The organism is Pseudomonas sp. P5_B3, from assembly GCF_056400405.1.
In genome coordinates this window covers 1-14,005 of sequence record NZ_JBFULI010000093.1, presented here as the reverse complement: position 1 = coordinate 14,005, position 14,005 = coordinate 1, and the positions used below count along the sequence as shown (strand labels likewise).

Genomic DNA, 14,005 nt, shown 5'->3' with positions numbered 1-14,005 from the left:
ATCGTTGGTTACATCTTTGATTTCTCGCGGAGTAACTTGTGATGCTGATAATCTGTTGACTAGCAGTCTGACTCCACAAGCACCCACACGAATTGCTTGATTCAGTTGTTAAAGAGCGGTTGGTTAAGAGCTTTCGTCTCAACCGAGGCGCGCATTCTACAGCAGCCTCATTTGCTGTCAAGTGATTATTTTCTGAAGTTTTCCAAGTTTCCTTTTCAACTTCAACCACTTGCGCCTCAGATCTCTCGTCAGCGGGAGGCGAATTCTACAGCGTTACACGCTGCTGTCAACACCTCTTTTTCAACTCCCTTTTGGCTTCGATGACCTGAAGCAACCCGCTGCCGAAAACTTCGTAACTCATTGTTTACCAAGGAGTTTTCCGTTTCGACTGCGCCGGAAGTGGGGCGAATTATAGACATCTGTAATCTGCCGTCAAGCACTGATTCAGGTTATCTATCAATAACCTGCAAAATGCAGCAAAGCGCCCCAAAGGACGCCTATATAGAAGAGCCAGAACTTCCCTCTATATAGAAGAGCTTCCTCACAGGCAGCCACAGCCCGTGCCATAGCCAAAAAACAAAAAAGCACCCAAGGTGCTTTTTTGTTATCGCTGTCAGCTGAATAAAGTCGCCACCCTGGCCCGCGCCATGTGCAGCTTCTTGTAACTGTCGATCAGGCGAAGGTGCYTGTCGAGCCCTTCCAGCTTCATGCTCGTCGGCGTCAGGCCGTAGAAACGTACGCTGCCATCCACCGACCCTATCGCCGCGTCCATCCGCTCGTTGCCGAACATCCGACGGAAGTTGACCTCGTAGTCGCTCAGTTCCAGATCATCGTCCAGCTGCATTTCCAGCACGACGTTCACGGCTTGATAAAACAAACCGCGCTCGACGGTGTTGTCGTTGTATTGCAAGAAGGCTTCCACCAGATCCTTGGCCTGATCAAACTTCTGCAAGGCGAGATAAATCAGCAGCCTCAGCTCCAGGATCGTCAACTTGCCCCAAGGCGTGTTGTCGTCGAACTCGATGCCAATCAAGGTGGTGATGTCGATGTAATCATCCAGCTCGCTGTTTTCCAGCCCCTTGGCCAGCGTTCTCAGGCCGACCTTGCTCAGGTTGTGCAGATTGAGGATGTCGGCGCGGAACTGCAGCGCTTTGTTGGTGTTATCCCAGATCAAATCTTCTACCGGATAAATTTCCGAGTAATCCGGCACCAGAATGCGGCAGGCCTTGGCGCCGATGTGCTCATAGACCGCCATGTACACTTCTTTGCCCATGTCTTCGAGAATGCCGAACAAGGTCGCGGCCTCTTCGACATTGGAGTTTTCGCCTTGACCGGAGAAATCCCACTCAACGAATTCGAAATCCGGCTTGGCACTGAAGAAGCGCCACGAGACCACACCGCTGGAATCGATAAAGTGCTCGACGAAGTTGTTCGGCTCAGTCACCGCCTGACCTTCGAAGGTCGGCTGAGGCAGATCGTTCAGGCCTTCGAAACTGCGACCTTGCAGCAGTTCCGTCAGGCTGCGCTCCAGCGCCACTTCCAGGCTTGGGTGCGCGCCGAACGAGGCGAACACGCCACCAGTACGCGGGTTCATCAAGGTCACGCACATCACCGGGAACTCCCCGCCCAGCGATGCATCCTTCACCAGCACCGGGAAGCCCTGCTCTTCCAGGGCCTGGATACCGGCCAGGATGCCCGGGTATTTCGCCAGCACTTGCTGCGGCACATCCGGCAAGGCCATTTCACCTTCGAGGATTTCACGCTTGACCGCGCGCTCGAAGATCTCCGACAGGCACTGCACCTGGGCTTCGGCCAGTGTGTTGCCGGCGCTCATGCCATTGCTCAGGAACAGGTTTTCGATCAGGTTGGACGGGAAGTACACCACCTCATTGTCCGACTGGCGCACAAACGGCAGTGAACAAATACCACGCTGGGTGTTGCCGGAGTTGGTGTCGTACAGATGCGAGCCACGTAACTCGCCATCCCGGTCGTAAACCTTCAGGCAGTACTCGTCGAGGATTTCAGTCGGCAGTTCGTCCTTCGGGCCAGGCTTGAACCAGCGCTCGTCCGGGTAATGCACAAACGCCGCGTTGGCGATGTCCTCGCCCCAGAACTGATCGTTGTAGAAGAAGTTGCAGTTGAGCCGCTCGATAAACTCGCCCAGTGCCGATGCCAGCGCACCTTCCTTGGTTGCGCCCTTGCCGTTGGTAAAACACATTGGTGAGTGCGCATCGCGGATGTGCAGCGACCACACATTGGGGACGATATTGCGCCACGAAGCAATTTCAATCTTCATGCCCAAGTCGGCCAGGATGCTCGACATGTTGGCGATGGTTTGTTCCAGCGGCAGGTCCTTGCCCACAATGTAGGTGCCCGCTTCGCCAGTCGAATGCGGCATCAGCAACGCCTGGGCATCGGCGTCGAGGTTTTCGACCTCTTCAATCACGAACTCAGGCCCGGTTTGCACCACCTTCTTTACCGTACAACGGTCTATGGAGCGCAAGATCCCCTGGCGATCCTTGGCAGAGATGTCCGCCGGCAATTCGACCTGGATCTTGAAAATCTGGTTGTAACGGTTTTCCGGATCAACAATGTTGTTCTGCGACAGGCGGATATTTTCGGTGGGGATATTGCGAGTCTCGCAGTACAACTTCACGAAGTACGCCGCGCACAACGCCGACGAAGCCAGGAAGTAATCGAACGGCCCCGGTGCCGAACCATCGCCCTTGTAGCGAATGGGTTGATCGGCAATCACCGTGAAGTCGTCGAACTTGGCCTCAAGTCGAAGGTTGTCGAGAAAGTTGACCTTGATTTCCATGCGTGCTTACCAGAATAACGAGCTATACGATTTGGCCGCCATTATCCGGTTTTTCAGCGCAGACCGTTAACTTTCCACTATTTTTCGACCAACACCACCCCGCGCTCCTCTAGCAAGCGCACAAACATCGTCAGGCTCTGCGACACCGTCCCTCTGCGCCACACCAGCCAGGTGCGCAGATAGCGGAACGACTCCGACAACGGCCAGACGCTGACCGTCGTGCACCCGGGCATGCTTTCGAGCATGCTGCGAGGCATCAGCGCCAGGCCGGCACCGGCACTGACGCAGGCCAGCATGCCGTGATAGGACTCCATTTCGAAAATCTTGCCGGGCACCGCCGCACCATTGGCGAACCAGCTTTCGAAATGATGGCGATAGGAGCAGTTGGAGCGAAAGGCATAGATGTTTTCGCCATTCACATCCTTGGCCTGATGAATCGGCTCATGGTTGAGCGGTGCGATCAGGACCATTTCCTCTTCGAATGCCGGCACACCCTCCAGCGCCGGATGCAACACCGGACCATCGACAAATGCCGCGGCCAGCCGCCCTGACAGCACCCCATCGATCATGGTCCCGGAGGGGCCGGTGGACAGGTCCAGTTCGACCTTGGCGTGTTTCTGGTTATAGGCGGCCAATAGCTCTGGAATACGTACCGCTGCAGTACTTTCCAGCGAGCCCAGGGCGAAGGCTCCCTGGGGTTCTTCGCCTGCCACGGTGGCGCGCGCCTCCTGAACCAGGTCGAGAATACGTCGAGCGTAATCCAGAAAACTCCAGCCGGCTGGCGACAAACGCAGGCGACTCTTCTCGCGGATAAACAGGTCCACACCCAGGTCCAGCTCAAGCTGCTTGATTCGGGTCGTGAGATTCGATGGCACCCTGTGGATATGCTGGGCGGCCACGCTGATGCTGCCGTGCTCGGCGACAGCCTTGAAAATTTCGAGCTGAACCAGGTCCAAGTCATTCTCCTAACGTGAACGTTATGCTCAGTATTATTCAGTTTCCAGAAAACATATACCCCCATAACCTGAGCACATCCCCACCCCGCAGGACGGTGCCATGACCCACGTATCCAGCCTCACCCATGCCATTTCGATCAACCCGACCACGGGCGAACAGATCGGCCAGTACCCTTTCGAATCCGATTCGGCATTACAGGCCGCGCTGACGCGGGCCGCCTCCGGGTTTCACGCCTGGCGCCGCAAACCGGTTGAGCAGCGCGCGCAGCTTTTGATCAACCTCGGCCAGGCCTTGCGCAACAATGCGCAGGCCATGGCGAACATGATCACCCTGGAAATGGGCAAACCGATTGCTCAGGCCCGCGGTGAAATTGAAAAATGTGCGCAGCTCTGCGAGTGGTACGCCGAACACGGTCCCGCCATGCTGAGCCCGGAACCGACCCTGGTTGAAGGCGGCAAGGCATGCATTGAATATCGCCCGCTCGGCCCGATTCTCGCCGTCATGCCGTGGAACTTCCCCATCTGGCAAGTCCTGCGCGGCGCGGTCCCTACGTTGCTCGCCGGCAACACCTACGTGCTCAAGCACGCGCCAAACGTCATGGGCAGCGCCTACCTGCTGCTGGAAGCCTTCCAGCAAGCGGACTTTCCTGAAGGCACTTTCGAGGTCATCAATGTCACGCCAGAGGGTGTATCCAGGGCGATCGCCGATCCACGTATCGCGGCTGTCACCCTCACCGGTAGCGTGCGTGCCGGCATGGCCATCGGTGCTCAGGCGGGAGCGGCACTGAAGAAATGCGTATTGGAACTGGGTGGCTCCGACCCGTTTATCGTGCTCGACGACGCAGACCTCGATGAGGCGGTGAAAGCCGCGGTGATCGGGCGCTATCAGAACACCGGGCAAGTCTGCGCCGCCGCCAAGCGCCTGATTGTCGAGCAAGGCATCGTCGAGGAATTTACCCGCAAGTTCGTCGAGGCCACCCAACAACTGGTCGTCGGTGATCCACTGGCTACCACCACCTACATCGGCCCGATGGCTCGCTTCGATCTGCGCGACGAACTGGATCAACAGGTGCGCGACACACTGGAGGAAGGCGCGACGCTGCTGATGGGTGGAAAGAAGGCTGAAGGCCCCGGCAATTACTATGAGCCTACGGTACTCGGCGACGTGACCGATCAGATGACATCATTCAAACAGGAATTGTTTGGTCCAGTGGCTTCAATCATCACGGCCCGAGACGCAGCCCATGCGCTGGAGCTGGCCAATGACAGCGAGTTCGGCCTCACCGCCACTATCTTCACGCGCAATGTCGAACTCGCCCGACAGATGGCCGACGAACTTGAAACCGGTGGCGTGTTCATCAACGGTTATAGCGCCAGCGATCCGCGTGTCAGTTTTGGTGGTGTGAAGAAAAGTGGCTTTGGCCGTGAGCTCTCGCATTTCGGGGTGCGCGAATTCTGTAATGCGCAAACGGTTTGGCTGGATCGACGCTAAGGACAGCGCAAAAACCTTGATGCTGGAATGAAAAAACGGGCGCCTTTTCGGCGCCCGTTTTTTTGTTCAAAGGATTGATGACACAGGTGGGGTCAGTCCACCAGTGCCATGTGTGTTTCCTTGCGCTGATATGTTTTTTTTCATTAAGTTGATTTGTGAATTATTTTATGTCATTTATACCCTCGCAAATCGTCAGGACAGTCCACCTCGCCAGACCGGACGGCAACTCCGTATCACCCCAACGCCCCATCCAAGGAGTCAACAATATGTACAAGACAGAACTTCTAGGCGCTCTGGCACTGTGCGTCGCAAGCTTGCTGGCACACGCCGACGACGACAGCTTGCGTATCGGTATCGAAGCCGCCTACCCGCCCTTCTCCTTCAAGACGCCAGAGGGCAACGTCAGTGGTTTCGACTACGACATTGGCAACGCGCTGTGCGAAGAGATGAAGGTCAAATGCGAGTGGGTCATCCAGGAATTCGACGGCATGATCCCGTCGCTGAAAGTGCGCAAGATCGACGCCGTGCTGTCGTCGATGTCGATCACTGAAGACCGTATGAAGTCGGTCGATTTCAGCAAAAAGTACTACCACACGCCGGGTAAGTTCGCGATGAAGGCCGGTAGCGTGATCAACGACCCGCTGGTCGATCTCAAAGGCAGGAAACTGGGCGTGCAACGCTCCTCGACCTATGACCGTTTCGCCACCGAGCAGCTTGAGAAAGCCGGCGCCCTGGTGGTGCGCTACTCCTCGCAAAATGAAGCCTTCCTCGATTTGGCGGCGGGTCGCCTGGACGCCACGCTTGCAGACATCGTCAACACCGATGAGAGCTTTATCAAAACACCATTGGGTAAGGGTTTCGCGCTGACAGGGCCGGACATCAATGACCCGAAATACTTCGGCAGAGGTGCCGGGATCGCGGTGCGTAAAGGCGACAGCGCGAACGTCGCACGCCTGAGTGCAGCGATTGACGCGATCCGCGCCAATGGCAAGTACCAGCAAGTGATGGGTAAATACTTCGCCTTCGATATCTATGGCGAATAAGCCTTCATCCGAAACCCTGGCGCCGGCCCCTTGCGGGCGCCGCTTTTGGCTTGTCTCGTGCGCCTCCCTGCGCTCGCTTGAGGAATTTCATCATGCTTCACGGCTACGGATCGAGCATTCTCGATGGCGCCTGGCTGACCATTAATCTGGCCCTGACCTCCATGACCATGGCCATTTCCCTGGGACTGATCGGCGCAGCCTTTCGTTTGTCGCCGTTCAAATGGCTGGCGGTGCTGGGCGAAGGTTATACAACCCTGATTCGCGGTATTCCTGACCTGGTGTTGATCCTGCTGATCTTCTACGGCGGCCAGGATCTGATGAACCGCATTGCCCTCGCACTCGGTTACACCCGGTACATCGACATCAATCCCTTCATCGCCGGTGTCTGCACCATGGGCTTCATTTTTGGTGCCTATCTCTCGGAGACTTTTCGTGGTGCCTTCATGGCGATCCCTAAAGGTCAGGGTGAGGCTGGCGCGGCCTACGGCATGAGTGGCGCTCAGGTGTTCTGGCGGATTCTGGTGCCGCAGATGATTCGTTTCGCCATTCCCGGGTTCACCAATAACTGGTTGGTGCTCACCAAATCCACCGCGCTGATCTCGGTAATCGGTTTGCAGGACATGATGTTCAAAGCCAAAAACGCAGCGGACGCCACCCATGAGCCGTTCACGTTTTTCCTCGCGGTTGCCGCGCTCTACTTGATGCTGACCAGCGTGTCGTTGCTGGTGCTGCGCTATCTGGAAAAACACTACTCGGTCGGCATCAAAGCCGCCGAACTGTGACTGGGAGCCCCCCATGATTCTCGACTACAACCTGATATGGGAAAACCTGCCGCTGTATTTCAACGGCGCTTTGGTGACCCTGAAAGTGCTGCTGATTTCCCTGGCCGTTGGTCTGGTGCTTGCGGTTCCCATAGCGCTGATGCGCGTATCCCGATCACCACTGATCAACTTCCCGGCCTGGCTCTACACCTATGTGATTCGCGGCACCCCGATGCTGGTGCAATTGTTCCTGATCTATTACGGGTTGGCGCAGTTCGAAGCGGTACGTCAAAGCGTGCTCTGGCCTTACCTGTCCAGCGCGACCTTTTGTGCCTGCCTGGCCTTCGCAATCAATACCAGCGCCTATAGCGCGGAACTCCTGGCCGGCAGTTTGAAGGCCACGGCCCACGGCGAGATCGAAGCCGCCAAAGCAGTGGGCATGTCGCGCCTGACCTTGTACCGCCGCATCCTCCTGCCGTCGGCCTTGCGCCGGGCGCTGCCGCAGTACAGCAACGAAGTGCTGATGATGCTGCAGACCACCAGTCTGGCGTCCATCGTCACGCTGGTGGATATCACCGGAGCCGCGCGAACCGTCAGTTCGCGCTTCTATCTGCCGTTCGAGGCATTCATCACTGCCGGCCTCATCTACCTGGCCCTGACCTTCATCCTGGTTCGTCTGTTCAAGCTGGCTGAGCGCCGTTGGCTGGCCTATCTGGCACCGCGCAAGCACTAAGGAGCGTTATGAAGCACATTCAATACCTTTTGCCGTGGAGTGCCTCGGGCACGGAACGAAAGTTGTCGCTGTTTCGTTTTGGCAGCGGGCAACGCAAGGCCTACATCCAGGCTTCCCTGCATGCCGACGAACTGCCGGGAATGCGCGTTGCCGTCGAACTCAAGCGCAGTCTGCAAGAACTGGAAGATCAAGGTCGCCTGACCGGGGTGATCGAACTGGTGCCGATGGCCAATCCGATTGGTATCGCACAGATGTTCCAGGCCACCCATCAGGGGCGCTTTGAATTCTCCAGCGGGAAGAATTTCAATCGCGACTTCCCGGAGCTCGCCGAAGCCGTGGAGCCGATGCTGGAAGGTCAACTGGGCGACGATGCCAATGCCAACATCGCACTGATCCGCCGCGCCATGAGCGACGCCTTCACCAACATGCCGGCACCGACATCGGAACTCGATGGCTTGCGGCGCCTGTTGCTGCAGCATGCCTGTGATGCCGATGTGGTGCTGGACCTGCACTGCGACTTCGAGTCGATCATGCTGCTGTATGCCATGCCGCAAAACTGGTCACGCTTGCACTCATTGGCCGCCCGCCTCGGCGCTGGCGTGGCCCTGCTGGCCGAAGCCGCGGGAGGCAACGCCTTCGATGAAGCCTGCGCAATCCCCTGGCTGCACCTGGCCGAGCGCTTTCCTGAAGCGAATATTCCGCTGGCGTGCGTGGCCACCACGATTGAATTGCGCGGCATGGCTGACACCGAGCGCGAGCAATGCGTCGACAGTGCCCAGGCCATTCTCGGCTATCTCGCCGAGCAAGACCTGATCAGCGGTGACTGGCCTGCAGCGYCGCCGAGCCGTTGTGAGGCGACACCGTTCGCCGGTGCGCAGTACGCCTATGCGCCGCATCCGGGGGTGGTGAGTTATCTGCAACCGTTGGGCGCCCACGTCAAGCTCGGCGATCCGCTCTTCGAAGTGCTTGATCCGCTGACCGATCAACACAGCGTGGTGCACGCCAGCACTGACGGCATCCTGTATGCCCGCGAACGCCTGCGCTTTGCCCAGCCCGGTTTGTGGTTGGCCAAAGTGGCCGGCAATACCCCTATTCGCCAAGGCCGTTTGCTCAGCGACTGATTCCAGAGAGTTGAAACCATGTACAAACTTGAAATTCAGGATCTTCACAAAAGCTACGGCGCCCACGAAGTGCTCAAGGGCGTGTCCCTGGAAGCGAAAGCCGGCGACGTCATCAGCATCATCGGCTCCAGTGGTTCCGGTAAAAGCACCTTCCTGCGTTGCATCAACCTGCTGGAGCAACCCAACGCCGGCAACATCGTGCTCAATGGCGAACAGCTCAAGCTGGTGACCAACAAACTCGGCGGGCTCAAGGCTGCCGAACCCAGGCAGCTGCAGCGCATGCGTTCGCGGCTATCGATGGTGTTCCAGCACTTCAACCTCTGGTCGCACATGAGTGCCCTGGAAAACGTCATGGAAGCGCCGGTGCATGTACTGGGCATCAACAAAAAGGAAGCCCGGGAAAAAGCCGAGCACTACCTGAACAAAGTCGGCGTGGCGCACCGCATGGACGCCTGGCCGGCGCATATGTCCGGTGGTGAACAGCAGCGCGTGGCGATTGCCCGCGCACTGGCCATGGAACCTGAAGTGATGCTGTTCGATGAACCGACTTCGGCACTCGACCCCGAGCTGGTCGGCGAAGTACTTAAAGTCATGCAGGATCTCGCCCTCGAAGGACGCACCATGGTGGTCGTGACCCACGAAATGGGCTTTGCCCGCGAGGTCTCCAATCAACTGGTGTTTCTGCACAAGGGGCGGGTCGAAGAGCGCGGCAATCCGCGTGAAGTGCTGGTCAATCCACAGTCCGGGCGTCTCCAGCAATTTCTGTCCGGGAGTTTGAAATAGTCCATCCGCCCGCTCACCGCCCCAAGTTCAGCACTGCACACCAAGAAGCGAACACCGCGGTTTTTTCAGGCATTGCGCGTCATCGTTCTTCGCGGGCAAGCCAYGCTCCCACAGGTTATGCACCCGCCCCAGCCCCTTCTCCAACCCTCAGGAACTGTAGAGCCGGACATGCCGACCCCCACGAAAAACACCACGGTCTATGCCGCGCCGGTGATGCGCAAACTGACGGAAATCGTTACCGATTTACCGCCATCACTGCGCAAAGTGGCGGATTTTATCCTGCGTCACCCGCTAAGGGCCGCGACGCTGACCATCGAAGAAATGGCTCATGAAACATCCACCTCGCCAGCCGCGGTCAATCGTTTGGCCAAGGCTCTGAACCTGGGTGGCTACACCGGCATGAAGGCCGAGCTGGTGGCGACTTTGCAGCAGATGGTGTCGCCGGTCGACAAGCTTCGCAATGAACTTGCACATCGGCCGGGTGGCGCATTTGGCCTGCATGAGCAAATCCGGAGCGCCACCAGCAACCTCGCCACGGCGGCGACCAACAACCATGAAGATGCCTTTGAAGCGTTCGTCACCCGCCTGACCGAGGCGCGTAAAATCTACATCCTCGGCTTTGGCAACAGCGTCTACTTCGCCGGTCTGGCCGCCTCGACCCTGATGCCCTTCTGCGCGGACGCCACCGCCATCAGCATGGAAGGCGGCAACGAAAACGCCGCTTACCGCCTGGCCGCAATCACCGATCAGGATGTATTGCTGGCGATCTCCCTGCCGCGTTATTCCCTCGACACCCTGCAACTCGCACGTTTTGCCAATGAGCGCGGCGCCTCGGTGCTGGCAATCACCGACTCACCTGCATCGCCCCTCACCAGCATCGCTGAACACGTGCTATTTGCCCCCGCCGACCATCCGGTCATGACCAGCTCCAACATCGCCGTGCTCGCATTGATCGAAGGATTGGTGGCGGGTGTGATGGCTCGCAATAAAGAGGCCGTCAAGCTGGCGACAGAGCTGACCGAAAGCGTGATGTCTTACCTGCATATTCCTTCCAGCAGTAAATCGCCGAAAAAGTGATGGATCTTGGGGGTACATGCCCCCGCAGTTGGGCGGCAACTGGCGGGGTGAACGATCAACGTTAGCCGAACTGCATCCCCCGCCCCTCCCACCTACTTCTATTTGTTTCATAATTGACCTGCCAGCCTGCCGGTGAACGGCAAGTGGAGGACCTTGCATGCTCCAGACGATCAAGGTATCGCGCGTGAAGCGCTTCGCCGCAAACACGGCGGGTCGGGATTTCGCTGTCGGCGATATTCACGGACACTTCACCCGACTACAGTCTGTGCTAGACAAGGCCGGCTTCGAACCGGCGGTAGACCGACTGTTCAGCGTCGGAGACCTGATTGACCGAGGCCCTGAATCTCTGGACGTCGATGAATGGCTTTTACGCAAGCCGTGGTTTCATGCTGTGCGCGGCAATCATGAGCAGATGACCGTCGATTCGTACGCCGCTGGCTGCACCGGCGATCAATGCGACATGCACTTCATCAATGGTGGAGCCTGGTTCTACGGGCTCTCCAGCATTGAGCAGGACTGCTACGCGAACATTCTCCAGGACTTGCCGCTGGTGATCGAGATCGAGACGGCGCAAGGCCTGATAGGCATCGTGCACGCCGATGTACCTCGGGGCAGCTGGGGAGAAATGATCTCTGCACTATCCGGATCGGAATTCGAAGCGGATCACATAGCCGCAATGCTCCTGTGGTCGCGCAAGCGGATCACTGAAGAAAACCAATCAGGCGTGGAGGGTGTTCGGGCAGTGATCGTGGGCCACACGCCTCTGAGTCAGCCTGCCGTACTCGGGAACGTGTATCACATCGACACTGCCGGCTGGAGGGATGGCCACTTCACGCTGCTGGATCTCGCCACCCTGCAATGCATCCCACCAATCAATCCAAAGTTCAGTCACGACTGGTATTAACCACCGTCTGCCGCCACGAACGGCATGGAACATCACAAGCGCTGTTGCCGTACAACCAGGAGTGACCTCACCACGCGATCCAATGTACTGACATCCCCTGATCAATTGACCCATCCTTTTTTGTTCGCCCCCTCTAGCCCGCCCATGCGGGTTTTTTCGCGTACTACTTAGAGTGTGCGCAGCTCTGGGTGCTACGCTTTTCTCGTGCATGGAGGAAGCGCGATGTCAGAAGATCTTACCCCCGCCCCGCTCAATCCTTACGACGAAGACTCTATTGCCCTCGGACATACTATCGATGAGGTTACTGCCTGGATCGACCACCGCGGTTCTACGTGTGTGCCTGATCGCATCAATATGCCAAAGTTACATACCTGGGTGTTCAACAAACCCCAACGCCTGCTTTCTAACAATCTAACGACTATCAATTTAACTCGCATGGAATGCGCAGTGCTTGACTTATTAACAAGCAGCGAGGAACGCGTTATCAGCAACGAGGACATCCTTATGAAGTTAAATAAGGACCCTTATAATTACAAAGGATTGCCCATGTGCCTCAGTAGACTGCAAGCGAAATTCAAGAAGTTTACTAAAGGCGACAACCTCCTCCGTTCAGTAAGAAGTCGCGGTTACTGCCTTATCCAGACAATAAATCCTGAATGAGCTTTAAGTCTCTGGGTCATGGATGTAATGCTGTTCAGTTAAGGAAATTGTAGGAGCGAGCTTGCTCCTACAGAGGAGCTTGGCGGAGTTAAAACGCGATCCCGCAAACCTACCGAGCGATACTCGGTGATTGTTTTGTCCAGAGGAGGTTTATGGCATCTGTTTCAAGCCTCAGGTTGTTACCGACCCTGAGCCAGAACAGTATGTCGTTAGGCGTCAATAGGCTGAAAAAGATCCAGTGCCCCGAGCCATCGGCCTTTTCCTCTACGTCTGCAACGTACAACGCGACCTCGCTTTCGCTAAGCTCCAAGGCATCGGAGATTTCTCGCTGTGTCGGTTTTCTTACGCTGCTCATAGTGAAATCCATTTCTTGAACAAAGTGCTGAAAGCATAGCTGAACACCAAAACCTGGAATCTCCACCTGTCGCTTCCGGTCAAGCAATGGCGCGAGACTGCGTCGACGCTCCTGATCACCCTCGCTGCGGTGCCGGCCGAAGAGTCCGCCGGCATTGCGAGCATGTCGCGACCTGAAATCGCCGTTACTGCGGGGGCATGGTGTCCAATGCCTGCGCATGAGCATCAATCATCACCTGAAGGGCGTTTGACACATGCGGATGCCCAACCCAGCGGTATGAAGCACTTCCAAGTAAGCCGGCTGCCGCGTTGTCCATCAGGCTTTTGACATCGAGCCCGCTGGCGATAGCCTCTCCAATAATTGCTACAAGGGCCTGCTCAAGTGCAATTTCGCGATCAGTGACCATTTCATCTCCTTGAACCGGCTCCATGCCGGCCATAGAGATAAATAGCTCAAAAGCAATCAAAATGCCACTACGCCTGTCGCATCCCGTCACGGAGGGCGGCGCATGCAATGAAGGCAAGGGCATCGCTTTGGGTGGATGCCCATGACCTGCTCGGGGCGGTGCCCCCATGATCATCTTACTGATAGCAGCGCCGTTCTAGATGCTCTGGCTCATCTACAAGGGGCCACGCCGCCAAGGGTTCACCCCGCCAGTCACCTCAGGGGAGAGTGTGTAACGCAACTGGCGAGGCGAACGATTGAACGTTAGCTGAACGTCTCAGCTTGTCGCCTGCACCTTGTCTGAATTGGTGCCCACCCTGACCAGTTGCTGGCCATTCAGTAATCCGTCTGAAACACACCAGGCCGGGCAAGCGGTCATGACTTTACCCAGCGCAGCGCCAAGTGTCCCGAACACAACCCTGAACAAAATTAACATTGAGCCTGCCGGTGAACGGCAGGCCAGGAATCGCTATGTCCGATCTTCAAATGGATCGCTTGATTAAGCGTGTTGATTCTCAGTCGCTGTAGCCAGACGGGAAGTTTTTTTGCGATTTTACGTTGCTCGACATCAGCGACACCCGACGCCTTATCCGCACAAGTYTTTCTTGACACTGCCACTACCTCTTCAAATACATCAATCAACTTCTTTAAATATATAACCCGACATCAAACCATTGAAGGCGATCAATACTCGCGTCCCATTGCGCCAATACACGAACCAACCATCATCATATTACACACTGGACAGTAATTATTGAGCACACTCTAAAACTCACCCCCCCACAAATAACACAACAGCCAATAACACTAGACCAACACCAATAAGCCTCACTGACTTATTATAACATATTATAACAT

General features: G+C 56.7%; 13 protein-coding genes. 9 read left to right on the top strand and 4 right to left on the bottom strand.

The window, feature by feature from the left end:
• Positions 1 to 613 precede the first annotated feature (613 nt).
• Entirely contained in the window at positions 614 to 2,818 is a 2,205-nt protein-coding gene (locus tag AC1DRN_RS29160; protein WP_477786888.1) for an OsmC domain/YcaO domain-containing protein, read from the bottom strand.
• A gap of 77 nt (positions 2,819 to 2,895) precedes the next feature.
• Complete coding sequence (ptrR, locus tag AC1DRN_RS29155; RefSeq protein ID WP_218433642.1) at positions 2,896 to 3,774, bottom strand: putrescine utilization regulator PtrR; 879 nt, start codon at positions 3,772 to 3,774, stop codon at positions 2,896 to 2,898.
• A gap of 100 nt (positions 3,775 to 3,874) precedes the next feature.
• On the opposite strand from ptrR, the gene AC1DRN_RS29150 reads away from it, so the two are divergent.
• From AC1DRN_RS29150 to AC1DRN_RS29110, 9 genes are all read left to right on the top strand, one after another.
• Positions 3,875 to 5,266: an aldehyde dehydrogenase family protein gene (locus AC1DRN_RS29150; protein WP_223463970.1), complete on the top strand. Its 1,392-nt coding sequence runs from the start codon at positions 3,875 to 3,877 to the stop codon at positions 5,264 to 5,266.
• A 266-nt stretch (positions 5,267 to 5,532) separates the two neighbouring features.
• Entirely contained in the window at positions 5,533 to 6,309 is a 777-nt protein-coding gene (locus AC1DRN_RS29145) for an ABC transporter substrate-binding protein (RefSeq protein WP_223463965.1), read from the top strand.
• A 92-nt stretch (positions 6,310 to 6,401) separates the two neighbouring features.
• A complete protein-coding gene (locus AC1DRN_RS29140) occupies positions 6,402 to 7,091 on the top strand; it encodes an ABC transporter permease (protein WP_223463963.1) in 690 nt (229 codons plus the stop codon).
• 13 nt (positions 7,092 to 7,104) lie between these two features.
• Positions 7,105 to 7,803, top strand: coding sequence for an ABC transporter permease (locus tag AC1DRN_RS29135; protein WP_223463961.1), 699 nt, complete (start codon positions 7,105 to 7,107; stop codon positions 7,801 to 7,803).
• Between the two features lie 8 nt (positions 7,804 to 7,811).
• Positions 7,812 to 8,924, top strand: coding sequence for a succinylglutamate desuccinylase/aspartoacylase family protein (locus AC1DRN_RS29130; protein ID WP_477786887.1), 1,113 nt, complete (start codon positions 7,812 to 7,814; stop codon positions 8,922 to 8,924).
• Between the two features lie 18 nt (positions 8,925 to 8,942).
• Positions 8,943 to 9,707, top strand: a complete 765-nt coding sequence (locus AC1DRN_RS29125; RefSeq protein ID WP_223463958.1) for an ABC transporter ATP-binding protein — start codon at positions 8,943 to 8,945, stop codon at positions 9,705 to 9,707.
• A gap of 168 nt (positions 9,708 to 9,875) precedes the next feature.
• Positions 9,876 to 10,784, top strand: a complete 909-nt coding sequence (locus tag AC1DRN_RS29120; RefSeq protein ID WP_457266149.1) for a MurR/RpiR family transcriptional regulator — start codon at positions 9,876 to 9,878, stop codon at positions 10,782 to 10,784.
• 157 nt (positions 10,785 to 10,941) lie between these two features.
• Positions 10,942 to 11,688, top strand: coding sequence for a metallophosphoesterase (locus AC1DRN_RS29115; protein ID WP_457266150.1), 747 nt, complete (start codon positions 10,942 to 10,944; stop codon positions 11,686 to 11,688).
• 222 nt (positions 11,689 to 11,910) lie between these two features.
• A complete protein-coding gene (locus tag AC1DRN_RS29110) occupies positions 11,911 to 12,348 on the top strand; it encodes a winged helix-turn-helix domain-containing protein (protein WP_223458986.1) in 438 nt (145 codons plus the stop codon).
• A gap of 109 nt (positions 12,349 to 12,457) precedes the next feature.
• On the opposite strand, the gene AC1DRN_RS29105 is transcribed toward AC1DRN_RS29110, so the two are convergent.
• Together AC1DRN_RS29105 and AC1DRN_RS29100 are read right to left on the bottom strand one after the other, a co-directional pair.
• Entirely contained in the window at positions 12,458 to 12,703 is a 246-nt protein-coding gene (locus AC1DRN_RS29105; RefSeq protein ID WP_223458984.1) for a hypothetical protein, read from the bottom strand.
• Between the two features lie 184 nt (positions 12,704 to 12,887).
• Positions 12,888 to 13,226 (bottom strand): hypothetical protein, encoded by a 339-nt coding sequence (locus AC1DRN_RS29100; protein ID WP_223458982.1) that lies wholly within the window; start codon positions 13,224 to 13,226, stop codon positions 12,888 to 12,890.
• Positions 13,227 to 14,005: the final 779 nt, after the last annotated feature.

Bases quoted from the DNA above. Each gene is read 5' to 3' on its own strand.
- AC1DRN_RS29150 (WP_223463970.1), top strand. From the start codon at position 3,875: ATGACCCACGTATCCAGCCTCACCCATGCCATTTCGATCAACCCGACC.
- AC1DRN_RS29145 (WP_223463965.1), top strand. From the start codon at position 5,533: ATGTACAAGACAGAACTTCTAGGCGCTCTGGCACTGTGCGTCGCAAGC.
- AC1DRN_RS29140 (WP_223463963.1), top strand. From the start codon at position 6,402: ATGCTTCACGGCTACGGATCGAGCATTCTCGATGGCGCCTGGCTGACC.
- AC1DRN_RS29135 (WP_223463961.1), top strand. From the start codon at position 7,105: ATGATTCTCGACTACAACCTGATATGGGAAAACCTGCCGCTGTATTTC.
- AC1DRN_RS29125 (WP_223463958.1), top strand. From the start codon at position 8,943: ATGTACAAACTTGAAATTCAGGATCTTCACAAAAGCTACGGCGCCCAC.
- AC1DRN_RS29120 (WP_457266149.1), top strand. From the start codon at position 9,876: ATGCCGACCCCCACGAAAAACACCACGGTCTATGCCGCGCCGGTGATG.
- AC1DRN_RS29115 (WP_457266150.1), top strand. From the start codon at position 10,942: ATGCTCCAGACGATCAAGGTATCGCGCGTGAAGCGCTTCGCCGCAAAC.
- AC1DRN_RS29110 (WP_223458986.1), top strand. From the start codon at position 11,911: ATGTCAGAAGATCTTACCCCCGCCCCGCTCAATCCTTACGACGAAGAC.
- AC1DRN_RS29105 (WP_223458984.1), bottom strand. From the start codon at position 12,703: ATGAGCAGCGTAAGAAAACCGACACAGCGAGAAATCTCCGATGCCTTG.